Annotated in this window: 24 protein-coding genes; 10 read left to right on the top strand and 14 right to left on the bottom strand. The window is 72.8% G+C overall.

Annotated elements, in window-relative coordinates; translation table 11 throughout:
- Window positions 1–51: 51 nt before the first annotated feature.
- Window positions 52–1401 carry an IS630 family transposase gene (locus tag TNCT6_RS31120; RefSeq protein ID WP_141364319.1) on the bottom strand — a complete coding sequence of 450 codons (1350 nt, stop codon included), beginning with the start codon at window positions 1399–1401 and terminating at the stop codon, window positions 52–54.
- Window positions 1402–1513: 112 nt separating this feature from the next.
- On the opposite strand from TNCT6_RS31120, the gene TNCT6_RS41225 reads away from it, so the two are divergent.
- Window positions 1514–1960, top strand: a complete 447-nt coding sequence (locus TNCT6_RS41225; protein ID WP_253266284.1) for a helix-turn-helix domain-containing protein — start codon at window positions 1514–1516, stop codon at window positions 1958–1960.
- A gap of 552 nt (window positions 1961–2512) precedes the next feature.
- Here the strand turns inward: TNCT6_RS41225 and TNCT6_RS31110 are convergent.
- Window positions 2513–3082, bottom strand: coding sequence for a hypothetical protein (locus TNCT6_RS31110; protein WP_141364317.1), 570 nt, complete (start codon window positions 3080–3082; stop codon window positions 2513–2515).
- Window positions 3083–3368: 286 nt separating this feature from the next.
- On the opposite strand from TNCT6_RS31110, the gene TNCT6_RS40160 reads away from it, so the two are divergent.
- Entirely contained in the window at window positions 3369–3506 is a 138-nt protein-coding gene (locus TNCT6_RS40160) for a hypothetical protein (protein ID WP_172633111.1), read from the top strand.
- Window positions 3507–3938: 432 nt separating this feature from the next.
- The gene (locus TNCT6_RS31105; RefSeq protein WP_141364315.1) at window positions 3939–4895 is read left to right on the top strand and encodes an IS481 family transposase; all 957 of its coding nucleotides are present in this window, start codon (window positions 3939–3941) and stop codon (window positions 4893–4895) included.
- Here TNCT6_RS31105 and TNCT6_RS31100 read toward each other — a convergent pair.
- Complete coding sequence (locus TNCT6_RS31100) at window positions 4892–7138, bottom strand: serine/threonine-protein kinase (RefSeq protein WP_141364313.1); 2247 nt, start codon at window positions 7136–7138, stop codon at window positions 4892–4894. The genes TNCT6_RS31105 and TNCT6_RS31100 overlap by 4 nt on opposite strands.
- 257 nt (window positions 7139–7395) lie before the next feature.
- Here TNCT6_RS31100 and TNCT6_RS31095 point away from each other — a divergent pair, with 257 nt between their 5' ends.
- Both TNCT6_RS31095 and TNCT6_RS31090 read left to right on the top strand, forming a co-directional pair.
- Window positions 7396–7617, top strand: a complete 222-nt coding sequence (locus TNCT6_RS31095) for a hypothetical protein (RefSeq protein ID WP_141364311.1) — start codon at window positions 7396–7398, stop codon at window positions 7615–7617.
- Window positions 7618–8255: 638 nt separating this feature from the next.
- On the top strand, window positions 8256–8963 hold the full coding sequence (locus TNCT6_RS31090) for a ribonuclease BN (RefSeq protein WP_373996215.1): 708 nt from the start codon (window positions 8256–8258) through the stop codon (window positions 8961–8963).
- Between the two features lie 172 nt (window positions 8964–9135).
- Here TNCT6_RS31090 and TNCT6_RS31085 read toward each other — a convergent pair whose 3' ends face one another.
- Entirely contained in the window at window positions 9136–9723 is a 588-nt protein-coding gene (locus TNCT6_RS31085; RefSeq protein ID WP_141364309.1) for a rhodanese-like domain-containing protein, read from the bottom strand.
- Between the two features lie 93 nt (window positions 9724–9816).
- On the opposite strand from TNCT6_RS31085, the gene TNCT6_RS31080 reads away from it, so the two are divergent.
- Window positions 9817–10104: a metal-sensitive transcriptional regulator gene (locus TNCT6_RS31080; protein ID WP_141364307.1), complete on the top strand. Its 288-nt coding sequence runs from the start codon at window positions 9817–9819 to the stop codon at window positions 10102–10104.
- Window positions 10105–10148: 44 nt separating this feature from the next.
- Here the strand turns inward: TNCT6_RS31080 and TNCT6_RS31075 are convergent, their stop codons facing one another.
- The 8 genes from TNCT6_RS31075 to TNCT6_RS31040 all read right to left on the bottom strand — a co-directional run bounded on the left by TNCT6_RS31075 (window position 10149) and on the right by TNCT6_RS31040 (window position 18686).
- Window positions 10149–10898: a sulfite exporter TauE/SafE family protein gene (locus TNCT6_RS31075; RefSeq protein WP_141364305.1), complete on the bottom strand. Its 750-nt coding sequence runs from the start codon at window positions 10896–10898 to the stop codon at window positions 10149–10151.
- Window positions 10895–11287, bottom strand: a complete 393-nt coding sequence (locus TNCT6_RS31070) for a rhodanese-like domain-containing protein (RefSeq protein ID WP_141364303.1) — start codon at window positions 11285–11287, stop codon at window positions 10895–10897. The genes TNCT6_RS31075 and TNCT6_RS31070 overlap by 4 nt, the downstream gene beginning before the upstream one ends.
- On the bottom strand, window positions 11284–12669 hold the full coding sequence (locus tag TNCT6_RS31065) for a rhodanese-like domain-containing protein (RefSeq protein ID WP_141364301.1): 1386 nt from the start codon (window positions 12667–12669) through the stop codon (window positions 11284–11286). Before TNCT6_RS31065 ends, TNCT6_RS31070 begins: the two co-directional genes overlap by 4 nt.
- Window positions 12670–12805: 136 nt before the next feature.
- Window positions 12806–15193: a glycoside hydrolase family 65 protein gene (locus TNCT6_RS31060; protein WP_141364299.1), complete on the bottom strand. Its 2388-nt coding sequence runs from the start codon at window positions 15191–15193 to the stop codon at window positions 12806–12808.
- A 7-nt stretch (window positions 15194–15200) separates the two neighbouring features.
- On the bottom strand, window positions 15201–16076 hold the full coding sequence (locus TNCT6_RS31055; protein ID WP_141364297.1) for a universal stress protein: 876 nt from the start codon (window positions 16074–16076) through the stop codon (window positions 15201–15203).
- Window positions 16077–16266: 190 nt separating this feature from the next.
- On the bottom strand, window positions 16267–16989 hold the full coding sequence (locus TNCT6_RS31050; protein WP_141364295.1) for a CBS domain-containing protein: 723 nt from the start codon (window positions 16987–16989) through the stop codon (window positions 16267–16269).
- Between the two features lie 40 nt (window positions 16990–17029).
- Complete coding sequence (locus TNCT6_RS31045) at window positions 17030–17470, bottom strand: pyridoxamine 5'-phosphate oxidase family protein (protein WP_141364293.1); 441 nt, start codon at window positions 17468–17470, stop codon at window positions 17030–17032.
- 145 nt (window positions 17471–17615) lie between these two features.
- Window positions 17616–18686: a zinc-dependent alcohol dehydrogenase family protein gene (locus tag TNCT6_RS31040; protein WP_141364291.1), complete on the bottom strand. Its 1071-nt coding sequence runs from the start codon at window positions 18684–18686 to the stop codon at window positions 17616–17618.
- A gap of 295 nt (window positions 18687–18981) precedes the next feature.
- Between TNCT6_RS31040 and TNCT6_RS31035 the strand changes: the two genes are divergently transcribed.
- The 4 genes from TNCT6_RS31035 to ppk2 all read left to right on the top strand — a co-directional run bounded on the left by TNCT6_RS31035 (window position 18982) and on the right by ppk2 (window position 22428).
- Complete coding sequence (locus tag TNCT6_RS31035; protein ID WP_141364289.1) at window positions 18982–19383, top strand: STAS domain-containing protein; 402 nt, start codon at window positions 18982–18984, stop codon at window positions 19381–19383.
- A gap of 242 nt (window positions 19384–19625) precedes the next feature.
- Window positions 19626–20105 carry a hypothetical protein gene (locus TNCT6_RS31030; RefSeq protein ID WP_308789481.1) on the top strand — a complete coding sequence of 160 codons (480 nt, stop codon included), beginning with the start codon at window positions 19626–19628 and terminating at the stop codon, window positions 20103–20105.
- A 114-nt stretch (window positions 20106–20219) separates the two neighbouring features.
- Entirely contained in the window at window positions 20220–21554 is a 1335-nt protein-coding gene (locus TNCT6_RS31025) for a phosphoribosyltransferase family protein (RefSeq protein WP_141364287.1), read from the top strand.
- Window positions 21555–21624: 70 nt separating this feature from the next.
- Window positions 21625–22428: a polyphosphate kinase 2 gene (gene ppk2, locus TNCT6_RS31020; RefSeq protein WP_141364285.1), complete on the top strand. Its 804-nt coding sequence runs from the start codon at window positions 21625–21627 to the stop codon at window positions 22426–22428.
- Between the two features lie 2 nt (window positions 22429–22430).
- Here the strand turns inward: ppk2 and TNCT6_RS31015 are convergent, their stop codons facing one another.
- Together TNCT6_RS31015 and adhP are read right to left on the bottom strand one after the other, a co-directional pair.
- On the bottom strand, window positions 22431–23297 hold the full coding sequence (locus TNCT6_RS31015) for a universal stress protein (RefSeq protein WP_141364283.1): 867 nt from the start codon (window positions 23295–23297) through the stop codon (window positions 22431–22433).
- Between the two features lie 5 nt (window positions 23298–23302).
- Window positions 23303–24325: an alcohol dehydrogenase AdhP gene (adhP, locus tag TNCT6_RS31010; RefSeq protein ID WP_141364281.1), complete on the bottom strand. Its 1023-nt coding sequence runs from the start codon at window positions 24323–24325 to the stop codon at window positions 23303–23305.
- Between the last annotated feature and the right edge of the window lie 19 nt (window positions 24326–24344).

The raw sequence follows: 24344 nt of genomic DNA, 5'->3' as shown, positions 1-24344 counted from the left end.
GCTGCGGATCCGGGACGGCAGACCTAGTGTGATGCGCCCGAAATCACAACCTTAAGTCTCTCGCTGGTTCTCGGTGGCTGGCGGAGTGACCTTGGTGAGGTAGTCGGCGAGGGAGTTGAGGATCTCGTCGGCGGTCTTGGTCCAGGTGAAGGGCCTGGGGTTCTCGTTCCATGAGTCGATCCAGGCCCTGATGTCTTGCTCCAGTGCCTTCACGGAGGTGTGCACGCCGCGGCGGATGAGCTTGTCCGTCAGCAGGCCGAACCACCGCTCGACCTGGTTCATCCACGAGGAGCCGGTGGGGGTGAAGTGGACGTGGAAGCGGGGGTGTTTTCCGAGCCACGTCTTGATCTCGGCGGTGTTGTGGGTGGCGTAATTGTCACAGACCAGGTGGACGTCGAGGCTGGCGGGCACGGCCTTGTCGATCGTGACAAGGAACTTCTTGAACTCGATGGCCCGGTGACGGCGGTGCAGCTCCGATATGACGCTGCCATCGGCGATGTTGAAGGCAGCGAACAGACTGGTGATGCCGTGGCGGTAGTAATCGTGGGTGCGCCGCTCGGGCATGCCCGGCATCATCGGCAGCACCGGCTGAGACCGGTCCAGCGCCTGGATTTGGCTCTTCTCGTCCACGCACAGCACTACCGCTTTCTCGGGCGGATGGTGATACAGGCCGACGACGTCGACGACCTTCGCGATGAACTGCGGGTCGGTGGAGAGCTTGAACGCGTCCTGGAGATGAGGCTTGAGGTCGAACCTCTTCCAGATCCGCCCGATGGTGGACTTCGACAGCCCAGAGTGCTTCGCCATCGAGGCCCGCGACCAGTGCGTGTCCTTGCCCGGGGTGGACTCCAACGTCGCCGTGAGCACATCCTCGACCTGGTCCAGCAGAATCGAGGGCGGCCTGCCGGGACGCGGCTCATCGCTCAGCCCGTCCAGCCTCAAGCGGATGAACCTCGACCGCCAGCGGTTAACCGTTCCGTGCGACACACCGAGTTCGGCGGCGACCTCCTTGTTCGACCCGCCTTCCGCGCACCGCAGCACGATCCTCGCCCGCAGCGCCAGGAACTGCGCGGTCTTGGCCCGCCGCGCCCAGCGCGTCAGCTCTGCCCGCTCGGCCTCGGAAAGCACCAGCTCCGGCTTGCGCCGGCCCGGCCGCGGCTCGTCCACCAGGCCAGCCATCCGCCGGGCTACGAATCGCGAGCGCCACTTGCGCACTGTCTCCGTGGATACCCCGAAGTCCGCTGCTACACCGGTATTTGAGACACCTTCCGCACAGGCCAGAATGATCCGGGCCCGCTCCGCCACACGGGCCGACACCGCGCCACCCGCCCAACGTGCCAACTCCGCACGCTCCTCGGCAGACAGCACGACTTCGACTGCACGAGGACCCCGAGACGCCATGAAATTAGCCTACAGACTTAGAGCCACCATTTCAGGCGCATCACACTAGTGACCTGAGTCGGAGATTTGCCGTTGGTTCGGTATGAGTCGTCCGGGTCCGAAGATTCCGCCGTTGTCGTTGACCGATGCCCAGCGGGCCGTGCTGGAGGGCTGGGTGCGTCGCCGCACGACGGCCCAGGCCCTGGCTCAACGGTCGCGGATCGTGCTGGAGTGCGCCGACGGGCACTCGATCATGGAGGTGTCCCGCCGGCTGCGCATCTCTCCGGACTCGGTCCGCACGTGGCGGCGCCGGTTCCTCGAACGCGGCCTGGACGGCCTGTCCGACGAGCCGCGGCCCGGGGTCCCGCGGAAGATCACCGACGCCGACGTCGAGCAGGTCATCGTCCCACGCCCGATGCCTGACCCGGTGCGCCGACCCGGAGGAGGCCAGCCACGACGAGCGCGGCCAGGTCGCCGCGGCACTCGCGTACCGGACGCCGTCGCTGCCCGGTCCACCGCTGTGCGCCACGCGAGCGACGAGCGGCTACAAGCCGTGGTCGACAGGGCGAACGTTGCCTGATGCGGCCCCAGATGACGACGGCTCCGGCCGGGGCCCGACGTTGGCTCAATCCCATCGTTGATCGACTCCGTGAATGACCAATGGATGTCGGGGAGCATATGAAAACGCTGGACTCAGCCCGGTACTGCTGCACCCGTCGTCAAGGCGAAGCAGGCCGCGCCAACGATGCCTTCACAGATGCCGGCCACCATCTGACGACCAGCAACCAGCAAGGAACTCACCACAGCCATCATCCTCTCGCACACGGCCTGAGACGGTTCGTCACGGTTGGAGCGAGTGGCGCGACGGCATAGAAGTGCCACGAGCGCACATAGTCCGTAACCCAGCAGTGCTGGGGTCGGTCCAGCGGTCCGGCTGACCAGCAGGACAGAAGAAGCCCACGGCTCTGACCAGCTCGGACGCCGTGGGCTTCTGTCGTTGTTGGTCGATGTCGGGTGCAATGACGGAGCCAGGTTGAGGGTCTTGACGCGGACCTCGCTCCGTCCCGATGGCGGCCGCAGCCTCGTCTGTGCTGAGGAGCACCACGGTTACTTGGCCTTGGCAGAGGGTTATTTATCCGTTGTTGGTCTGCTCGAATGTGACGATCTCTGCTACGGGGTCGGCTGGTACCGGAGCTTCGTCTTTGTCAATGAGAAGTCCCGCTTCCCGCGCTGAGTCCCCTGGCAGCACGCTGGGGAAGGAGCGTTTCATCGTCACCTCGTATCCGTGCGGCCCTGTCACGCGCACTGTGACAGAGAAGTACATGGCCCTTCGCGACAGGTTGGGGATGTGGATGGCGGTGTAGACGCCGAGTTCGTTCGGGGTGAGCCGAATCTCAATGTCGCCGAACGTGTAGACCTTGGTGTCTCCGTCTCTCGTCGGCGCAGCGGCAGGCGCTGTCGCTACGGCGGGAGGAAGATCAGGAGACATCGAGGAGACTGCCGGCGTTTGCTCAGGCGATGCGTCTTCTGTCGTGCTCACCCCCTCGGGGCGGCTTGCCGATGTGGTGGTGTGCGTCGGGGTGGCGGAAGTTCCCGACAGATCGGCGTCTTCTTGCTGTCCGCTGCATCCTGAGACGGTCAGAACCGTCACCGCGAGGGCGGTGACGGCTGCTGAAACACGGCCTGTTCGGGCCAGGGCCACGCTTAGCACTCCCGCTGTAGATCGTGAATTTGCTGGTTGGGGCAGGTGTGGAGACGGGTACGTCCACCGTCGATCATCGTGAATTGTGTGGTCTTACGAAAAGCCGGCGGTCGCAGGTCACAGCCTAGATCCCGGCCGTTGCCGGGAAGCGCTCGAGGTGGCCATGGGCCGGATCCGCGCGGGGCGAACCAAGGCCGCGGGCGGGGTAGTTGGTGCTGGGCCTGCTGCCGGACGTGCCGCGCAAGAGTTCGGGACACGCGGGTAGCCTCTGCGCTGGGAGGGGATCGTGAAGAACCCGGACAATGACGAGCCTGTAATCGCCACGGTCAGCCGGTGGATCGGGTATGTGGGGGTTGCCCTGGCTCTCGGCTGGGCGTTGTTCATGGTGTTGGTTGTGCTGGTGATATTCGGCCTCAAGGCGTGAGAGCGATGGGTCACCACCTGATCCTGAACCTCGCACATCCCATCGGCCAGTCGTAGACCAGCTGTTGAGGGACGTTCCAGCGCCACAACAGGGGACCGTCACTCTCGCCGCGGTGAACCTTTCCGGTCACAGCACAACTGGGGTCTTTCGTTTGGATCAGGCCGGATCAGGGAGCGGGGTCCGGTGCCGTGCATCGCACGGCGGAGGAGGGCGACAGGGCGGAGCCCTGCCGACGGACGACAACGCGGCTGGGGGTACCCCCAGCTCGAAGAGCTTGGGGGAACGGCGCCAGGGCCCGCGAGCCCGGCATGATCCAAACGAGAGACCCTAGGTGTATTGACCACGAGCGTTGTTAACGCGATCTGGTCTTGATCGTGGCGAAGGCCTCCGTGTGTGGTGGAGGTGTCGAATCTTCACCGCACGGAGGCCTTCGTGTCCCACCGTAATGCCCGGCTGACTGTTCACGGCAGGCGGCTGCTCGTCGAACGTGTCCGTTCCGGCCGTCCTGTCGCCCACGTCGCTGCGGAGATGGGTGTCTCCCGCCCCACCGCCCACAAGTGGATCCGGCGCTGGCGGTCCGAGGGCGAGAGCGGACTCCTCGACCGCTCCAGTCGTCCCCGCAGGACACCACACCGGACCGCAGCCACCACCGAGGCGGCCGTCTGCAGGCTGCGGCGGGATCGCAAGCTGGGCCCGGCACGCATCGGACCGATCCTGGGCATGCCCGCCTCCACCGTGCACCGCATCCTGACCCGGCACGGCCTGAACCGACTCGCCTTCCTGGACCGGCCCACCGGCCAGGTCATCCGCCGCTATGAACGCGACCGACCCGGCGAGCTGCTCCATGTCGACGTCAAGAAACTCGGCCGAATCCCCGACGGCGGCGGTCACAGGGTGCTGGGCCGCCAGGCCGGCCGCACCACCCGCAACAGCATGGGCTACGACTACGTCCACTCCGCCGTCGACGACCACAGCCGCCTGGCCTACAGCGAGATCCACCCGGACGAAAAGGCCGCCACCTGCGCCGCCTTCCTCACCCGCGCAGCCGCGTTCTTCCACGCCCACGGCATGACCCGCATCGAACGGGTTCTGACCGACAACGCTTGGCCCTACCGCAAGAGCTTCGCCTGGCGACAGGCACTTGCCGACCTGGGCGCGGCCGGCAAACACACACGCGTCTACCGGCCGCAGACCAACGGCAAGGTCGAACGCTTCAACCGCACCCTGCTCGACGAATGGGCCTACCTGCGGCCCTACACCAGCAACCGCGAGCGAACCGAAGCCCTGGCAGACTTCCTCCACACCTACAACCACCACCGCTGCCACACCGCACTCGGCGGCCACCCACCGATCAGCCGCGTCAACAACGCTGCGGGTCAATACACCTAGGGCCCGTCGGCCGCGCGTTGTCCGCGCAGGACGGCGACCCTGCGGTACAGCTCGACGGCCTCCCCGCCGCGGCCGAGCTGTTCCAGGCAGTGGGCCTCGTCGGTGCGGCTGGAGAGGGTGTCGGGGTGGCCGGCGCCCAGGACGCGCTCGCGGGCGTCGGCCACGGCGCGGTACTCGGTGAGCGCGTCGGCCCAGCGGCCGAGCCAGCCGAGGCTCACCGCGACCTCGCGGCGGCTGACCAGGGTGTCGGGGTGGTCGGGGCCGAGCTCGCGCCCGCGGATCGCGCACACGTCGCGGGACTCGGCCAGGGCCTCCTCCCAGCGGCCGAGCCGGCCGAGGTTGACCCCGAAACCGTGGCGGGCGCGCAGGGTCTCGGGGTGCGCGGGGCCGTGCACCCGGGTGCGGTCGTCGATCAGGGCGCGGTACAGCCGCAGCGCCTCCGCGCTGCGGCCGAGCCGGCCCAGGCTGATGCCGACCTCGTAGCGGGCGGCCAGGGTGTCCGGGTGGTCGGCACCGAGTGCCCGGGCGCGTGCTTCGGCGACGTCGCGGTAGGTCTCCAGGGCCTCTACCCATCGCCCCAACTGACCGAGCGCGTAGGCGACTTCGAACCTGGTGACCAGAGTGTCGGGGTGCTGCGGCCCGAGCACCCGGGCGCGGGCGGCGGCGACCTGGGAGGCCATGCGGTAGGAGTCGTCCAGGCGGCCGAGCCGGCTGAGGCTGAAGGCGAGGTTGTGCCGGCAGCGCAGGGTGTCGGGGTGGTCCGGGCCCATGATGCGCTCGCGCGCGGCGAGCACCGCGGCGTACACCTGGTGCGCGTCGAAGTGGCGGCCCAGGCGGCCCAGCACGTACGCCATCTCCTGGCGCACGGCGAGTGTGTCCGGGTGGTCGGAGCCGAGGGCCCTGATCCGCGCCTCGGCCACCTGCTTGTACTCGCGCAGCGCTTCGGCGGCGCGCCCGGTGCGGCTGAGGCCGAAGGCGAGTTCGTAGCGGCTGGCGAGGGTGTCGGGGTGGTCGGGACCGAGGAGGCGCGCGCGCTCGCCGGCGACCGCGCGGTGCGTCTCGGCCGCCTCGTCCCAGCGGCCGAGCCGGCCGAGGCTCAGGCCCGCCCGGTGCCGGTCGGCCAGCGCTCCGACGGCCTCCGGTGGCGGGACGGGCCACCCGCCGGGCGTCCGCCCGGTCTCCGCGGAGCCGTCGGCTGCGCGGGGGATCCACTCACCGGTCAGGCCGCCCGCCGCGTCCGGGCGTGCGCTGCGCGGCCCTCCGGCTCCGGCCGCCTTGTGACCGGTCGTCATGCCCCGTGTCCACGACGGCAGGCGGGCGTCGCGACCGGCCGGCTCGGGCGGGTGGGGCCGTGGGAGCGGGGTGGCCACCGTGGGCGCGTACCGCGGCGCCGCCGTGCGGCCGGCGATGATACGGCGGCTCAACTCGTTTGCGTCAACCGGTCGTTGCTCGGGAAGTTTGGCCAGCAGGTCGAGGACGATCCGCTCCAGGTACTCGGGGAGTTCGACGCGGTGGCGGCGCGGTGGCTCGGGTGCGGTGTCGCGGTGGCCGACGAGGATCGCCCAGGCGTCGTCGAAGTCGAACGGCGGTGCCCCGGTAGCGAGTTCGTACAGCACACAGCCCAGCGAGTACAGGTCGCTGCGCTGGTCGACCTCGGTTCCGCCGATCTGTTCCGGCGACATGTAGTGCGGGGTGCCCATGGCGACGCCGGTGCCGGTCAGCCGGGCGGTGAAGCCGATGTCGTGGCCGAGCCGGGCGATGCCGAAGTCGCAGATCTTCACCGTGCCGTCGGTGAGGCGCATGATGTTCGCCGGTTTCAGGTCCCGGTGCACGATGCCCTGTTGGTGGGTGTAGGCGAGAGCGGCGGCGACCTGTTCGGCGATCTCGATGATGTCGGGCACGGCAAGGGGCCGGTGGTCGTTGTCCTCCAGCAGCTGTCCGAGGTTGCGGCCGTCGAGCATCTCCATCACGAGGTAGAGAACGCCGTCGGACTCGCCGAAGTCGTGAACCACCGTCACCCCGCGGTGCTGGAGCGCGGCGGCCACCCGGGCCTCGCGCCGGAACCGCTCGCGCAGCACGCGGGTGAAGGACGGGTCGTGGTGCCGGCCGAGCGGCTTGAGGCACTTCACCGCGACATGGCGGCCCAGCGACTCGTCCCGCGCCCGCCAGACCTCCCCCATGCCGCCGCGCCCGATCGTGTCGAGCAGCCGGTAACGGCCCTGGATCAGCATGGTCTCCGACATCTCGCGCCGCCCCCGTCGCCGTGTACCCCGCCTCTCCGGGCCGTGCCCGCCGTACGGGCCGCCCCCTGGCCCGTCCCGGCGCGGCCCGATCCGCGGGGAGGCCCTCGTCCAGTATGGCGAGCCACCGCCCGGCTTTGTACGGGGCAGGACGGACCCGAGGTCCCGGAGCCGACCCGTCTACCAGCCCTGATGCAGGCGCTCAGGACAGTGACAAAAATGGGCAACATACCTGATTTCCAAGGGAAAGGGAGCCAGCTATGCGACGTCGATTCACCCGCGCGCTGGCCACCGGCCTCGCTGCGGGCGTGATGGCGGGCGGCGCGGCCATGGTGTCCGTGGGCACCGCGTCGGCAGCGCCCGCGAAGAGCACCACCTCGTACTCGACCGCGCACCACTGTCACAAGGTCAAGGCACACTTCGAGACCCGCCACGGCAAGAGGGTCTGGGTCTCGGAGCACATGGTCTGTACCAGGATGTGACCGACCGCTGAGGCACAGCCTCACCCCAAGCGAAGGGGGCCCTTCTCGTCCACAGGCGGGAGGGGCCTCGCTGAGCGGCCGGCGGGGCGTGGAGGGGCGGCCGTGCTCCCGGTGTGCCCGGCTTCAGGCCGGCTCCGCTGACGGTGGGTGCGCCCGCTCCGGCGGCGGCGTTCTGCTCACCGTCCGGTGCGCCGGCCGTCACCACGGTCACCACCATCCGCGTGGTGTTCTCGGCGGAGGTGCATCCAGCGGTGACCGCCCCCCGCTCGTGGTCGACCTCGGCCGTCCGCCATCCCTCCTCATGACGGCGGACGGGGCGTCGCCCTCGATCCCCCCTGCCCCGCGCCGCGATCCGCTGCCGCATTCCCGCCTGCCCGGGTGCGGCCGAGCAGGCGGGTCGCGATGATGGGTATGCGCGGGGCCGTGCGCCGGTCACCCGGCACTCGGAGAGGAGGCGCCGTCGTCATGTCACGTCCCACCCCGTCCCGCCCGGCGTCGAGCGGCACCGGTCGCGGAGACGGGCGCTCACGGCGGCCGAGTTGAGCGAGCGGGAGTCCACCGATCGCCCGACGACACACCTGGGGTGGGCCGCTGAGCTCTACCGGCGTGGCAAACGGCTGGAGCTCATGCACCGGGCGATGGGGTTCGCCACTCTCTCCCTGGTCACCCTCGCCCCGTTGCTGATCGTGGTTGCCGCGCTCGATCCGCTGCACCACGGCGGGTTCGCGTTGTGGCTGGTCGACGGCATGGACCTGTCCGGCCGGTCCGCCGACGTGCTCTCCGAGGTCTTCAGCCCGGCCCGCAAGGTGGCGGGCAGCACCAGCGTGTGGGGTCTGGTGCTGCTGGCGGTGTTCGGCGTGTCCTTCGCGTCGAGCGTGCAGAACGGCTACGAGCGGGTCTGGCGGCTGCCCGCCGGACCGTGGCACCGGATCTGGCGGCAGGCCGTCTGGCTGATCGCGCTCATGGTGTACCTGTACGTGCAGGTGCTCACCCGCACCGTGTTCGACGGGACCTACCGCATGCTGCTGAGCGTGGGCATCGGCGTGCTGTTCTTCTGGTGGGGCCCGCACTTCCTGCTCGGCCACCAGGTGCGCTGGCGGCTCCTCCTCCCCGGCGCCGTCGCCACCATGGTGGGCCTGGTGGGACTGCGAGCCTTCTCATTCCTGGTGTTCACCCCGCTGATCGTGACCAACGCCTTCAGCTACGGTGCCATCGGCACCATCCTGGTGGTGGAGTCCTGGCTGGTCGGCGCGGGGTTCGTCGTCTACGGCGGCGCGCTGTTCGGCCATCTCTTCTGCGACCGCATGGGGCACCTGCTGGAGCACGAGGAGGGACCCGAGGAATGAGTCCGCGCCGCACGGGACGGCATACGGGAGGGGGCCGGTCCGGCGAGCGGGAAGGCGGCATCGCCGGAAACGCCGGCCCGGTGGGAGCCGGGGCGGCCGGTCGCGGCGGGGCGGCCGATCGTGGCGGGGCGGCCGATCGTGGCGGGGCGGCCTGACGGCCGCCCCGCCGGTCTCACCTGCTCCGCAGCGTCTCGAGCGTCGCGTCGAGCCGGGCCGCGCGCGGCCGGTTGTGGGGGAGCTTCGCGAGCAGGACGGCCATGCCGCAGGTGTCGGTGAGCGCGGAGAAGACCAGTCCGCCCGCCACGCCCGCCGACAGGATCAGGAAGGCCGGGTGGACGAGCAGTCCGAGCACCACGCCGAGCAGCACCAACGATCCGGCGGTGAAGCGCACTTGGCGTTCCATGCTCCAGCCGGCCGAGGTATCGCAGGCCGTCGGCCGGTGCAGCTCGTGACCCGCTGACGCCCAGGCCCCGGTGCCTCCGGCGAGGGTGGCGGCACCGACGCCGTGCCGGGCCAGGTACACGCAGGCCTTGACCGAGCGGGCGCCCGAGGCACAGACGACGAGGACCTCTCCGCGCCCCGCCGCGTGCCGGATCTCGGGCAGCGCCTGCCGGACGCGGTCCAGCGGGATGTTGAGGGCGCCCGGGAGGTGTCCCGCGGCATACTCGCCGGGCGTGCGCACATCGATGACGGTCAGCTCGTCGAGCCTGGTGTGCGCCTGCTCGACGGCCAGGGAGACGGGGGTGGAGGGAACGGTCACGGCAGAACGGGTCCTTTCCGGTCGGTGGGGTGGTCGACGTCGTCCCGAAGACGGACGTACAGTACCCCCAGGGGTATTTTGCAAGGAGTGATCGTGGAACTGGAGCTCGAGGGCACGGACCTCAAGGCCGTGCTGAACCGGTTGCGCCGGGCGCAGGGCCAGATCTCCGGGGTGATCCGGATGATCGAGGAGGGGCGGGACTGCGAGGAGGTCGTGACGCAGCTGGCCGCCGCCTCCCGCGCCCTGGACCGCGCGGGTTTCGCCATCATCGCCAGCGGCCTGCAGAAGTGCGTGGCCGACATCGAGGCCGGGCGGACGAACGGCCAGGACCCCGCGCAGATGCGGGCCCGCATGGAGAAGCTGTTCCTGTCGCTGGCGTGAGGGCGGGCCGCCCACGGCCCGGTACGGGGGCGGACGGTCGGCGCTCATCGGGCCACCGCGTCGATGAGCATGAACGCCGCCACCGCCAGCAGCACCACGGCGAAGATCCGCTGCAACGCCGGCCCGGACACCTTCGCGGCCAGCCGCTTGCCGTCCCACGCGGCGAGGACCGCGGCACCGGCGAACGGCGCGATCACCCCCCAGTCCAGCCCGTCGGCCGTCCCGGCCCGCATCGCCAGCGCGGCCAGCGAGTTGACGGTGATGACCAGCAGGCTGGTGCCCACCGCCGCGCGCATGCGCAGGGAGAGCACGCCCACCAGGGCGGGTACGGCGAGGAAGCCGCCGCCGACGCCGAGGACGCCGGTGACCGCGCCGAGTCCGGCGCCGGCGGCCGCCGCCCGGCCGGGCCGGACCGGGCGGTCCGCCTCGGGCGTCGGGCGCGGGCGCAGCATCCGGACCGCGGCGAGCGCCGCCACCAGCGCGAAGGCGGCGGTGAGCACGACGTCCGGGAGCCGTCCGGCGACCGCCCCGCCGAGCAGGGCCGGGCCGACGCCCGCGGCGGCGAACAGCAGACCGGTACGCCAGTGCACATGGCCGTCCCGGGCGTGTGCGACGAGCGCGGTGGCCGAGGTGACGGTGACGATGACCAGGCTCGCGGTGGTGGCCGCGACCGGGGTGAAGCCGAGCAGGTAGATCAGGGCGGGGACGGCCAGGACGCTGCCGCCGCCCCCGAGCGTGCCCAGCGCCAGGCCGATGACGGCCCCGGCGGCCAGGGCGAGGAGCAGAGCACTCACGCGATCGTGCCGTCCTCGCCCCGCTGGTCCACCACGGGCAGTCCGGCCCGTACCCAGTCCCGCATCCCGCCGATCACGTCGACGGCGTCGGCGCCCCGGGCGGTCAGCAGTTCGGCGGCCTGCCGGGAGCGGTTGCCGGAGCGGCAGACGACGACCAGGAGCCGCCCACGCGCCTCGGGCGGTAGGTAGGCGTCCGAGGCGAGCGCGCTCAGGGGGAGGTGCAGCGCGCCGGGAGCGTGTCCCGCGCGCCATTCCCGCGCTTCTCTCACATCCACGAGCACGGCGCCGCAGGATCCGCCGCCGGGCGCGCCGCCCGCCGGGGCGTGGCCCGTGCGTGCGGCCGCCTCCGGGGCGGTGATACGGGCGGGACCGCGGTGGACCGGGCTCATCGGCACTGCTCCCCCCGTTCGGTCCGTACGGTGAGCCCGGCCTTCTGCGCGGACTCGAACCCGTCGTCCACCGCGACCACGTCACGGCCCACCGCGTCGAGCAGGGAGGCGGCCACGGCGGCCCGCATGCCGCCGGCGCAGTGCACCCACACCTGACCGTCGGGGACCTCGTCGGTCCGCCGGCGCAGCTGGTGGACGGGGATGTGCACCGAGCCCTCGACGAAGCCCCCGGCGCGTTCGGAGTCGCGTCGCACGTCGAGTACGACGACGCCCTCCTCCGGGTGCCGCTCGGCGAGGTCCGCGAAGGTGGCCCGCGGGAAGGAGGCGGGCTCCTCGCCCGGACGGAGCCAGGCGGACGGCCCGCCGGTGGCCGCGGCGGACGGGCGGTCGATGCCGACCCTGGCCAGCTCGCGCTGCGCGTCGGCCAGTTGCGCGGGCGTCTCGGCGAGCAGCGTCACCGGCTTGCCCCAGGGCACCAGCCAGGCCAGGTAGGTGGCGAGCTTGCCCTCGGCCTCGAAGTTGAACGATCCCGCGACGTGCCCCTCGGCGAAGGCCACCCGGTTGCGCAGGTCGACGACCCACTCCCCCGCCGCCAGCCGGGCGGCTATCTCCTCGGGGTCGGCGACGGCGGGCGGGGTGAGGTCGACCGGGGCGGGTCCTGCGGCGTTGGCCGGTCCCATGTGCGTGTAGTACGCGGGAACGTCGTCCAGGCCCTCGAGCAGGTCGGCGACGAAGGTGTCGACGTCGCGGGTGAGCGCGTCGTTGACCACGCGCTCCCGGCCGATGGTCGTGCTGTCGCCCTCCGTCTGGCCGGAGGAGCAGAAGCTGCCGAAGCCGTGGGTGGGCAGTACCGCGGTGGCGTCGGGCAGTGCGGCGGCGAGCCGGCGGGCGGAGGCGTGCTGGGCGCGGGCCAGGCCCTCGGTCAGCCGCGGTTCGACGAGGTCGGGGCGGCCGACGGTGCCGATCAGCAGCGAGCCACCGGTGAACACGGCGAGGGCGGTGCCGGCCTCCCGGAGGACGTACGAGGTGTGGTGCGGGGTGTGTCCCGGGGTGGCCATGGCGCGCAGGGTCAGCCGGGCGTCGCCGTCGACGGTCACGGTGTCGCCGTCGCGGACGGGGGTGCGCGCGAAGCGGACGTCGGCGCCTTCCGGGACGAGGTAGTCGGCTCCGGTCAGCCGGGCGAGTTCCAGGCCGCCGGAGACGTAGTCGTTGTGGACGTGCGTCTCGACGACGTACGCGATGCGCACTCCGTGCCGGGCCGCCGCCGCCAGCACCCGGTCGACGTCCCTGGGCGGGTCGACCGCCACAGCCGTCCGCTCGCCTCCGGCCAGGTAGCTGCGGTTGCCGAGTCCTGCCAGCTCGATCGTCTCCACGAAGAACACAGGACGCTCCCTTCCTAGCGAAGAATTACCCCCCGGGGTATCTCGTCAGACCCTAACACGAGTACCCCCCGGGGTATTTCCGCGCCTCTTCGGCGGCGCGTGCGGGAGGGGGCCGGGAACGTGGCGGGAACGTGGTTCAGTCGGGCAGCACCAGGGCGCACGTCTCGCCCGGCTGGACGCTGACGGCGCGGTCGGCCAGGCGCACGTCGATCGGCGGGCCGTCGGACTCGGGCACGGCGATCCGGATCCGGCCGTGCTCCAGCCGCAGCCGCACGCCCCAGTGCTCCCGGTAGCGCATCGAGACGCCGTAGGAGGACAGCTCCGGCAGCGGGGCGGGGTCGAGCCAGAGCGCGCCCTCACGGGTCTCCAGACCGGTCAGTCCGCGCTGTACGAGGTCGAGGGTGCCGCCCATGGCGCCGAGGTGGACGCCCTCACCGGTGGTGCCGCCCTGGACGTCGGCGATGTCGCTGCGCAGCGCCTCCTGCACGAAGGCCCATGCCTCGGCGCGGCGGGCGCGGGCCAGGACCCAGCCGTGCACCAGACCGCTGAGGGTGGAGCCGTGGCAGGTACGGTCCAGGTAGTAGTCGACGGTGCGCCGCCACAGGTCCTCGTCGAATCGGTGGCCCAGGCGGCCGAGGAGCGCGCGCAGTTCGGCCGGGGAGAAGAGGTAGCCCAGCATGAGCACGTCGGCCTGCTTGGACGCCTTGTAGCGGTTGACGCTGTCGCCCTCGGCCTCCAGGATCCGGTCCAGGCGGCGGATGTCGCCGTAGCGTTCGCGGTATCCGGCCCAGTCGAACTCGGCCAGGCCGCCGTACCCCTCGAACTGGCTGATGACGCCGTCGTGGAAGGGCACGTGCAGCGTGCGGGAGACGTGCTCCCACTGGTCCAGCTCGGCGCCGTCCACGCCGGTGCGCTCGACGAGTTCACGGCGGCGCGGCTCGGGCAGGACGCTCAGCGCCTCCAGCGCGCGGTCGAGCACCCAGGCGGCCGTGACGTTGGTGTACGCGTTGTCGTCGAGGCCGGGCCGCTCGGCGTCCGGGTAGGCGTCGTGGTACTCGTCGGGGCCCATGACGCCGAGGATGCGGTGGCGTCTCAGATGCTCGTCCCAGGTGGCCGAGTCGGCCCAGAAGCGGGCGATCTGGAACAGTGTCTCGGCGCCCTTGGTGTGCAGGAACTCCGCGTCGCCGCTCGCCTCGCAGTACCGCCACACGTTGTAGGCGACCGCCGAGCCGACATGGTGCTGAAGGTGGGAGTGGTCCGGCAGCCAGCGGCCCGAGCGGGGGTTGAGGTGCAGCCGCTGGGTCTCCTCCCGGCCGTCGCTGCCGCTCTGCCACGGGAACATCGCGCCGCGCCGGCCGATCGCGCGCGCCGCCGAGCAGGCCCGCTCCAGGCGCCGGTGCCGGTAGTGCAGCAGGGCTCGGGAGACCTCGGGGAAGTGCAGGTTCAGGTACGGCAGGACGAACAGCTCGTCCCAGAAGACGTGGCCGCGGTAGGCCTCGCCGTGCAGGCCGCGGGCCGGCACGCCGACATCCAGGTCGGCGGTGTGCGGGGAGAGGGTCTGGAGCACGTGGAAGAGGTGCAGGCGCAGGATGCGTCCCGGCTCCCCGGGGACGTCGATGGCGGCCCGGCGCCACAGCCGCCCCCAGGCCGTCCGGTGGCTCTCCAGCAGTCCGGCGAAGCCGGGCGCCGCGCCCACCCGGTCGATCGCCGCGTCCAGCGGATCGCTGATCGCCAGGTCGCGGGAGGTGTGCAGGGCGACGGTCTTGTCCAGGGTGGCGGTACGGCCGGGGACCAGGCTCAGACGCACCCGCTGGATCGCGCGCGGGTGCTCGTGCCGGGTGCCCACCGGTCCGGCCGCCTGGTCGGCGGTCAGCCGGGCGGCCAGGCCGATCCTGATGTCGGAGGTCCGGGTCCGGCAGCGCAGCCACACCGTGTCCGGGGCCGCGGTGCCGGTGTGCACCTGGGTGAGGTGGCGGCCCTCCAGGTCCTGGTAGCGGCGTACTCCGGCGTTCGTCACGCCGCCGTCGACCGCCGCCTCGACCTCCAGGTCCGCCGGGCCGCCCTCGGCGGTGAACTCGGTGCGCAGGGCCGCCAGATACGGGTCGGCCATGTGCACGATCCGCTGCTGGCACACGGTCAGCGTCCGCCCGTCGCCGAGCCCGTACCGGGTACGGCGCTCCAGCACGCCCGGGTCCAGGTGCAGGACCTGGTGGTGCTCGAGGACCGGCGCCGTGTCCGGGGTGAGCCAGGCGCCGCCCGCGAGGCGGAAGCGCAGCGGCAGCCAGTCGGGCAGGTTGACCAGGTCCTCGTTCTCGACCTGCCGGCCGGCGACGTGGGAGACGATCCGGTTGTAGCAGCCGGCCAGGTAGGTGCCCGGGTAGTGCGCCTCGTCCGCGGCGCACTCCGGCAGGGCTCCGCGCGTGGCGAAGCGACCGTTGCCCAGGGCGCACAGGGACTCCCTCAGCCGCTCCTGCGCGGCGTCGTAGCCGTCGTAGGCCCAGGTCCGCGCCGTCGTCTCCGGCACCGCGCGATCACACCCGCTGCGGTACGACGGCGACCGGGCAGTGCGCGTGGTGCAGGAGGGTGTGGGCCGTCCGGCCCAGCTGGAGACCGAAGTGGCCCTCCCTGCGCCGTACCCCGACGATCACCAGGTCGGCGGCGGCCGAGCGGTCCACGAGCACCCGGTGCGCCGGCCCCTCGACCGTGGCGGCGCGCACTCGCACCGCACGGTGCTCGGCCGCCGGTTCGCGCAGCAGTTCCTCCAGCACGGCGGCGGCCCGCTCCTCGTGCCGCCGGGCCGGCTCCTCGGCGAGCTCCGGGCTGCCGACGCCCTCGTGCACGGGGCGCCGCCAGGTGCGTACGACGTCGAGCACGCAGCCGCGCACCTCGGCCTCCCGGAACGCGAACCGCGCGGCCTCGTGCCCGCTGTCGGAGTCTCCGGCGGCGAGCAGGATCCGCTCGTGGGTGCCGGCCAGGCCGGCCCGGTCACCGCGGACCACGACGACCGGGCAGTGCGCCCGGGCCGCCACGGCCAGACCGACCGAACCCAGCAGCAGCCCCTTCAGCTGACCCCGCCCGCGAGAGCCGGTGACCAGCACGGAGGCATTGGCGGCCTCGCCCAGCAGGGCGGTGACCGTGTCCTGCGGAAGGATGTCGGTGGACACCTTCACCTCCGGGTCGCGCCGCTGGGCGCGCTCGGCGGCGGAGGCGACGATGTGCTCCGCCATCACCTGCTCCGAGGGGCGCCCCACCGTCCCCGACGGCACCGCGCCCTCGTACCGCTCCCACAGGGACGCGTACACCAGGCGCAGCGGGAGACCGAACCGGGCGGCCTCAGCCACCGCCCAGTCCACCGCGGTCAGGCTCGGGTCCGACCCGTCGACACCCACCACCAGGGGCAGTTCCACCGACCCCACCGCCTTCCGCCGGGGCTGCCGCCTCCTGCGGCAGCGCGTCCCACCTTCACCGTCGCATCCGGCAGGGCACGGCGCGAGAGCGCTTCGGTCCTTCCGGGAGGCCGTTCGGGGGACCGTTCGGCCCCTCCCGTCGCGCCGTCTCCGGGTTCTCCCCGGCGCGGCGCGGCCGGTCCGCGCACCGTCAGATCTCGGGTCCGGTCCCCGTGGCGGGCGACGACGGCCGCTCGTCGGCCAGATCGGGTTCCAGGAGGGGGCGGCGGCGGGGTCCCGTGAGGTCGCACCGCACGTCCACCACGCCCTCGACGCTGCGCGCCAGGCGGATGACGAGCGGGATCAGGGAGGCGTCCGGAACCCGGCCGGTGAGCGTGACCACTCCCTCGCGCACCGCCACGCCCACCGAGTCCGCCAGGAGCCCGGCGACGACGACCTGGCGGCGGACCTCCGCCGCGATGTCCTCGTCGCCGCGCAGGAACACCTTCAGCAGGTCGGAACGGCTGACGATGCCGATGAGCACACCGTCGTCGCCGACGACCGGCAGGCGCTTGACGCCGTGCCGGGCCATGAGGCGGGCGGCCCGGCCCAGGGTGGCGGCGGGGTGCACGGTGACGGCCGGGGTGTTCATCAGTTCCTCGGCGGTCACGGCCCGGGCCTTGGCCGGGCGCGAGCCGGCCAGGGGCGGCGGCCCGCCGGGCAGGTCCGGGTCGTAGTCACGAAGCTCCTCCTTGCGCAGCAGGTCGGCCTCGGAGACGACGCCGAGCACCCGGCCCCGGCCGTCCAGCACGGGCATCGCGCTGACGCCCCACTGCTCCATGGTCCGCACGATCTCCTTGAACATCGCTCCACCGGCCAGCGCGACGACGGTCTGGGTCATCACGTCGCCGACGGTGTACTGGGAACCCTGCATGGTGTCCTCCGGCGGGATCGAAGAGGGGCGGGCACGAGGATCAGACGAGGCGGTCCAGGCCGTACACGCTGAGTCCGCCGACGAGTTCCCGGCCCGTGACCAGTTCCGGTTCGATACGGACGAAGACCACCTGCGGCGAGGGCACCCAGGACCGCGGGCCGCCGTGGAGCAGGCGCCGGTGCTCGGCGGGGTCGGTCACCACCGAGGCGGGGCCGGTGACGACGACGCTCCAGCCGGAGTGCGCGATCGCGTCCACCTCGTCGGCCTCGAAGGCGACCACCGCGCCGTCGACCGCGCGGACCAGTTCGGAGGTGGCCGAGGTGCACAGCAGCACCGCGCCGTCGCCGTCCAGGGCGAAGTTGACCGGGAGCACCGCGGGCAGGGCGTGCCGCGTATGGACGATACGGCCCACCGGCGCCTTGGCCAGCAGCCGCAGGCACTCCTGCCGCCCGAGCTCGCGGAACCCGTCGTTGCGATACATCAGTCATCCGTCTTTCCACCTGGCGGAGCGCGTGCGGCCGTTCCGCGCCGCGTCTCCTGCGTGTCTTCTGCGCCTCTCCCGCGTGTCCCCGCCTTGGGGCGGCCCCGGCGGCCGGGCACGAGGGTCGCACCCGGCGTCCGGCCCGTCAGGCCGCGGGCACCGGGACGACCTCGCGCCGCGGACCACCGAGCACGACCTTCAGCGCCCCCGTCTCGGCGGCGTGGGCGAAGACGTCGTAGGCCTCCTCCATGCGCTCCAGCGGGAACGTGTGGGTGACCAGCTGGGAGGTGGGCAGCCGGCCGGCCGCCGCCATCCGCAGCAGCGTCGGCGTGGAGTGGGTGTCGACCAGGCCCGTGGTGATGGTCACGTTCTTGATCCACAGCTCTTCCAGGTGCAGGGTGGCGGGTTTGCCGTGCACTCCGACGTTGGCCACGTGGCCCCCGGGCCGCACCATGCGCGTGCACAGCTCGAAGGTCTCCGGTACGCCCACCGCCTCGACGACCACGTCGGCGCCGAGCCCTCCGGTGAGGTCGTCGACCAGCTGCTCGGGGGCCTCGCGCGCGTCGGCCACGGCCTCGGCGCCGAGCTTGCGGGCGGCTTCCAGACGGGGGGCGGCCAGGTCCACGGCGATGACGCGCTCGGGCGCGAACAGCCGGGCGGTGGCGATCGCCGCGAGCCCGATGGGCCCGGCGCCGACCACGACGACGGTGTCACCGGGCCGCACCCGCCCGTTGAGCACGCCGACCTCGTAGGCGGTCGGGAAGATGTCGGCCAGCAGCACGCCGTCCACGTCGGTCACCGCGGCGGGCAGCGGATGCACGGAGAGGTCGGCGAAGGGCACCCGGACGAACTCCGCCTGGGTGCCGTCGATCAGGTGGCCGAGGATCCAGCCCCCGCCGCCGCGGCACTGGCCGTACATGGCCTCGCGGCAGAAGCGGCACCGGCCGCAGGCGGTGACGCAGGAGACGAGGACCCGGTCGCCGGGCCGTACGGTGCGCACCTCGGCGCCGACCTCGACGATCTCGCCGACGGCCTCGTGCCCCAGCACCGTGCCGGGGCGGACCTCGGGCACGTCGCCCTTGAGGATGTGCAGGTCGGTCCCGCAGATGGTCACGGCGTCGACGCGCACGACGGCGTCGGTGGCCTCCTCGAGGTCCGGGTCGGGGACCTCCTCCCAGGCGGACTGCCCGGGGCCGTGGAAGACGTAGCCTTTCATGCCGAAACTCACCCTCTTCGCTCCGGGTGGCCTTCGCGGACGGACGGCCTTCATGGCCGGCCGGGTTCCGGCGGTCCGCGGCCGGCGGGCGCGGCCCGCGCTCCGGCGCGACACCGGGACCGCCCACGCCTTCAGCTTCTCCGACGGTCCGGGGTTCCGCATGGGCCGGTCGGCCCCATCGGCCGCCCGCAGGGGCGGGTGCCCGCGGGGCGGTCCGACCGCGGGCTCTTCGGCCGCCGCGAAGGGGACCGAACGGCCCTTCCCCGCGCCGCGCCGGACCGGCTTGGCTGACGGCATGTCCGAACGTCCCACCGGGCCCGCCGTGAACCACGCGGAACGCATGGTCGGCACCACGACCGTGGTGACGCTGAGCGGCGACGTCGACCTCGTCACGCGGCTGTCCCTCGCCGCGCGCCTCGACGCGCTGACCGACAAGCCGCGGCCGGACCTGGTGCTCGACCTGCGGCCCGTGCCCTTCATCGACTGCGCCGGGCTGGGTCTGCTGTGCCGGGTCCGCAACCGCGTCTCGGCCCGCGGTGGCCGGCTGCGGCTGGTCAGCGGCAGTTCGTCCTTCCGGCGGATCCTGCGCCACACCGGCCTGACCGGTGTCTTCCAGGTGCTGCCGGAGTACGGGGAGGAGACCCCGGCCGCCGGGCCGGTCCCCCGGCAGGGGGTGGTCGCCACCGGCCAGGGATGAACGGCGGACGAACGGCCACCACGGTGGGACGAAAGGTGGGGCCGCGCACGGAAGGACGTTCGACGCACGGGCTGCACGGGCTGGTGAGCGGGCTGTTGAACGGGAGAAGACGGGAGAAAGGGAGGCGCGACCGGTGAGCGGCAGGACGGGCCACGGGCGCACGCGGCGCAGGCTGTGGCGGTGGCGCCGCAATCCGCTGCGCCGCCACGAGGACATCGTCGAGGGCCTGGGCGATCCTGGTGATGTGGCTGGTGATCGTGGTCGGCGGCGCGGTCGCCGGAACGGTGGCGGCACGCGCCGCGGGCCAGGAACTCGCCTGGCAGCGCGCCGACCGGCACCCGGTCCGAGCCGTGCTGCTCACGGCCGCCCCGGCGACCACGCCCACGGAGAACGCGAGCCACCGGGCACCGGCGAAGGTCCGCTGGACCGGCCCCGACGGCACCACCCGTACCGGGCAGACCCTGGTGAGCACGGGCCTGCCGGCCGGTGCGGCAGTCACCGTCTGGCAGGACGGCCGGGGCCATCCGGCCGCCGAACCGCCCGGCCCGGCGGAGGCGACCGCGCAGGCCGCCCTGTTCGGCACCTCGGCGGCGCTCGTCCTCGGCGGCCTGGTCCTCGGATCGACGGCCCTGTTCCGCCGGCGGCTGGACCGGCGCCGCTACGCCCTGTGGGGCGCGGAGTGGGATCTCGTCGGACCGCGCTGGGACCAGAAGACGAGCTGACCCGCCCCGCCGGCCCGGACGTCCCGGAGGCGTTCGGATCCCGGAAGCGTTCGAATGGAGTCGAGGCGGTCTGCCGCCGCGCCGCCGGGACCACGTACGAGGAGGTGGCGGCGCATGCGCTACGAGAACCGCGCGGACGCCGGACGGCGCCTGGCCCGGTGCCTGGAATTCCTGCGCGACGAGGACGCGGTGGTGCTCGGGGTGTCCCGGGGCGGCGTCCCGGTGGCCTTCGAGGTGGCCCGGCACCTGGGCGCTCCGCTCGACCTGGCCGTGGTGCGCAAGCTGCCCGTGCCCTGGCAGCCGGAACTCGGTTTCGGCGCCCTTGGTGAGCACGGGGTACGCGTCATCGACCGGGCCGTCCTGGCGGAGAGCGGGCTGGATCCCGCCGAGCGGGAGACCGTCGAACGCGCCGAGCGGGCCGAACTGGAGCGGCGCCTGAGCCACTTGCGCGAGAGCCGCCCGCCGCTGCCCGTGGCCGGGCGGACCGCGCTCGTCGTCGACGACTCGCTGTCGACCGGCGCCGCCGCGGAGGCCGCCTGCCGGGTGGCGCGGACCCGCGGCGCCGCGCGTGTGGTCCTCGCGGTCCCGGTCGGGCCGGAGGCGGCGCTGCCGCACCTGCGCACGGTGGCCGACCGGGTCGTCTGTCTCCAGCCGCTGCGCCACCTCGGTTCGGTCGGGGCCTGGTACGCGGAGTTCGGGCAGGTCACCGACGCGGAGGTCGCCACGCTGCTGGCCGAGGCCCAGCGGGCCACCGCGACCGCCACCGGACCGCTCCCCGCATTCCCCTCGGAGTCCCCCTCCCCGGACCGGGAGGTGGAGGTGCCGACCGGTCCGGTGCGCCTGTCCGCACGGCTCGCCCTGCCGCCCACGCCACCGGCGGCGGTGGCCTACGCGCTCGGCAGCGGCCGAAGCTGCCCGGCCCACCAGCGCGTGGCCGCCGCCCTGCGCCGGGCGGGCCTGGGCACGCTGCTGATCGACCTGCTCACCGAGGACGAGGAGCGCACCCCGCACAACGTCTTCGACATCGTGCTGCTGGCCCGGCGCCTGCGGGCCGCCACCGACTGGCTGCGCCGGGAGACCGGCCTGCCCGTGAGCCACTGCGGGGCGGGTACCGGCGCGGGCGCCGCGCTGGAGGCCGCGGCGGAGGACGACATCCGCGCCGTGGTCTGTCTCGGCGGCCGCCCCGATCTGGCCCCGCCCGCGGCGCTGGCCCGGGTGCGCGCCCCCTGCCTGTTCGTCGTCGGTGCCCGGGACACACGTCTCCTCGGCCTCAACCGGCTGGCGGCGGACTGGATGCGCTGCGACCACCGTGTCGTCCCCGTGCCCGGCGCCACCGACCTGTTCACCGAGCCGGGCACGGTGGAGGCGGTGGCGAACCTGGCCCGGGACTGGTTCACCGCCCATCTCGCCCGGCCGGAGGGGGCGTCGAGGCCGCTGACGTCGGCATGAGCGGAGTCCGCCGCCGCCCTCGCGTCCGCCCGGGTGCGCGGACGCCCGTCGGAACGTACGGTGTCCTGCTGTGAGGGCCGACGACGGGGCGGCGCTGCCGCGCAAGACCTACGAGAGCGAACTGCTGCGCCTTCAGACGGAGTTGGTGAGGCTCCAGGAGTGGGTGCGGGTCACCGGGGCCCGGCTGGTCGTGGTGTTCGAGGGCCGGGACGCGGCCGGCAAGGGCGGCACCATCAAGCGGGTGACCGAGCACCTCAACCCCCGCATCGCCCGGATCGTGGCGCTGCCCGCGCCGACCGAGCGCCAGCGCACCCAGTGGTACTTCCAGCGGTACGTCGAGCAACTTCCGGCCGCCGGTGAGATCGTGCTGTTCGACCGGTCCTGGTACAACCGGGCCGGGGTCGAGCACGTGATGGGCTTCTGCACCAAGGAGGAGCACCAGCGGTTCCTGCGCCAGTGCCCCATCTTCGAGCGGATGCTCGTGGAGGACGGGGTCCTGCTGCGCAAGTACTGGTTCTCGGTGAGCGACGCCGTGCAGCAGGAACGCTTCCGGCGCCGTCTGGACGACCCGCTGCGACGCTGGAAGCTGTCGCCGATGGACCTGGAGTCCATCACCCACTGGGAGGCGTACTCGCGGGCCAAGGACGAGATGATGGTGCACACGGACATCTCCGAGGCGCCGTGGTACGTGGTGGAGAGCGACGACAAGCGCCGCGCCCGGCTGAACATGATCGCCCATCTGCTCGGCACCGTGCCGTACCACGAGGTCTCACCGACGGTGCTGCGGTTGCCGGAGCGGCCGCCGCCGACCGGCTACGAGAGGCCGCCGCGCGATCTGCAGACCTACGTCCCCGATCACACGGCGGGCCTGTGATCTCACGCCCGTTCGGGCACCACGGCCACCGGGCAGGCCGAGTGGTGCAGGGCGGTGTGGGCGACCCGGCCGAGCTGGAGCCCGAACCGCCCCGCCCGGCGCCGGACTCCGACCACGAGCAGGTCGGCGCCCGGCGCGGCGGCCAGCAGCACCCGGCGGGCCGGCCCCTCCACGGTGCGCCGGCGCACCTTCACCTCCGGCGGCAGGTCGCGCAGCGCGGCCTCCAGGGCGTCAGCGGCCTGCTCCTCGTACACCCGCTGAGGCTCCCCGCCGATCAGCGGATGGTCGAGGGTCTCGTGCGCGGGGCACCGCCAGGCCCGTACGGCCTCCAGTTCGGCCCCGCGGCGCAGGGCCTCCTCGGCGGCGAAGCGCACCGCGGCCGCGGAACTGTCCCCGACACCGAGGACGATGCGGCCGTGCACCGGGGTCCGGGCCTGGTTGTCGTGGCTGCCGCGGACCACGATCACGGGGCAGTCGGCGTGCGCGGCCACGAACAGGCTGACCGAACCGAGCAGCAGGTCGACGACCGCGTTGCGGCCGCGGGCGCCCACGACCAGGGCGGAGGCGTTCTTGCCCTCCCGCACCAGCGCGTACTCGGGCGCCTCGGGCAGCGCGGCCCTGCTGATCGGCAGGTCGGGGTGGCGGGCGCGGGCGCGCCGGGCGGCGGCCGCGACGACCTCCTCAGCCTCCACCTGGTCGTCCGGCTTGCCGAGTTCGCGCGCGAGCGCGGCGCCCTCGTAGCGCGCCCAGAGCGAGGCGTACACCACGCGCAGCGGCACCGCGCGCCGAGCGGCCTCGTCGGCGGCCCAGTCGGCGGCCCGCAGGCTCGATTCGGAACCGTCGACTCCGACGACCAGCGGCAGATCCATGGTCCTCATCCTCCCTCTCCGAGGTCGAACACGATGCGGGCCTTGACCTGACCGCGCAGTACCTCGTCGATGGACTCGTTGACGGCGCTGAGCGGACGGCTCTCCCGGATGACCCGGGTGCGGCCCTCCGCGTGCAGTTGGAAGACCTCGGCGAGGTCCTGCCGGGTGCCGACGATCGAGCCGATCACCGAGGTTCCGCCGAGCACGGTGTCGAAGATCGGGACCCGGACCGTGCCCTGCGCGGGCAGGGCGACCATGACGAGCTTGCCGCCGCGCCGCAGCCCGGAGGCGACCGCCTCGAAGGCGGCCTCGTTCACCGCGAGGGCGATCGCCGCGTGCGCGCCGCCGTGCCGTTTGAGTTCCCGGCCGACGTCCTGGGTACGGGCGTCGATCAGGATGTCCGCGCCGAGTTCGGCGGCGAGTTCGAGCTTGTCGTCGGTGACGTCGATCGCGGCGACCCCGGCCCCGGCGATCTTCGCGTACTGGACGGCCAGATGGCCGAGTCCGCCGACCCCGGAGACGGCGACGAGCTGGGCCGGCCGGACGCCGGCGACCTTGAGGGCCTTGTACGTGGTGACGCCCGCGCAGGTCAGCGGGGCCGCGTCGAGGGCACTGACACCGTCGGGCACCGGCTGCGCGAAGTCGGCCCAGGCCAGCATCTTCTCGGCGTACCCGCCGTCGCAGCCGTATCCGGTGTTGACCTGCTGCTCGCAGAGCGTCTCCCAGCCGGACAGGCAGTGCTCGCAGCGGCCGCAGGCGTGACCGAGCCACGGCATGGCCACCCGCTGCCCCACGGACAGGTGGGTGACACCCGCGCCGAGCTTCTCCACGAGGCCGACGCCCTCGTGGCCGGGCACGAACGGCGGGTTCGGCTTGACCGGCCAGTCGCCGTGCGCGGCGTGGATGTCGGTGTGGCACAGCCCGCACGCCTCGACGCGGACGCGGACCTGGCCGGGTCCGGGCTCGGGGTCCGGGCGCTCCTCGACGACCAGCGGTTCGCCGAAGGTCCGTACGACCGCAGCCTTCATGATCCTCACTCCTCGGGTG

The sequence above is a fragment of the Streptomyces sp. 6-11-2 genome, from assembly GCF_006540305.1.
Taxonomy (GTDB): domain Bacteria; phylum Actinomycetota; class Actinomycetes; order Streptomycetales; family Streptomycetaceae; genus Streptomyces.
The sequence above is the reverse complement of the archived record's forward strand: the minus strand, read 5'-3'. Positions and strand labels throughout refer to the sequence as shown.

What these genes read in the sequence shown, in the direction of transcription:
- TNCT6_RS31120 (WP_141364319.1), bottom strand. Translation starts at nt 1,401, where the DNA reads ATGGCGTCTCGGGGTCCTCGTGCAGTCGAAGTCGTGCTGTCTGCCGAG.
- TNCT6_RS31100 (WP_141364313.1), bottom strand. Translation starts at nt 7,138, where the DNA reads ATGTCGGAGACCATGCTGATCCAGGGCCGTTACCGGCTGCTCGACACG.
- TNCT6_RS31095 (WP_141364311.1), top strand. Translation starts at nt 7,396, where the DNA reads ATGCGACGTCGATTCACCCGCGCGCTGGCCACCGGCCTCGCTGCGGGC.
- TNCT6_RS31090 (WP_373996215.1), top strand. Translation starts at nt 8,256, where the DNA reads ATGGGGTTCGCCACTCTCTCCCTGGTCACCCTCGCCCCGTTGCTGATC.
- TNCT6_RS31070 (WP_141364303.1), bottom strand. Translation starts at nt 11,287, where the DNA reads ATGAGCCCGGTCCACCGCGGTCCCGCCCGTATCACCGCCCCGGAGGCG.
- TNCT6_RS31050 (WP_141364295.1), bottom strand. Translation starts at nt 16,989, where the DNA reads ATGCAGGGTTCCCAGTACACCGTCGGCGACGTGATGACCCAGACCGTC.
- TNCT6_RS31045 (WP_141364293.1), bottom strand. Translation starts at nt 17,470, where the DNA reads ATGTATCGCAACGACGGGTTCCGCGAGCTCGGGCGGCAGGAGTGCCTG.
- TNCT6_RS31040 (WP_141364291.1), bottom strand. Translation starts at nt 18,686, where the DNA reads ATGAAAGGCTACGTCTTCCACGGCCCCGGGCAGTCCGCCTGGGAGGAG.
- TNCT6_RS31035 (WP_141364289.1), top strand. Translation starts at nt 18,982, where the DNA reads ATGTCCGAACGTCCCACCGGGCCCGCCGTGAACCACGCGGAACGCATG.
- TNCT6_RS31030 (WP_308789481.1), top strand. Translation starts at nt 19,626, where the DNA reads ATGTGGCTGGTGATCGTGGTCGGCGGCGCGGTCGCCGGAACGGTGGCG.
- TNCT6_RS31025 (WP_141364287.1), top strand. Translation starts at nt 20,220, where the DNA reads ATGCGCTACGAGAACCGCGCGGACGCCGGACGGCGCCTGGCCCGGTGC.
- TNCT6_RS31015 (WP_141364283.1), bottom strand. Translation starts at nt 23,297, where the DNA reads ATGGATCTGCCGCTGGTCGTCGGAGTCGACGGTTCCGAATCGAGCCTG.
- adhP (WP_141364281.1), bottom strand. Translation starts at nt 24,325, where the DNA reads ATGAAGGCTGCGGTCGTACGGACCTTCGGCGAACCGCTGGTCGTCGAG.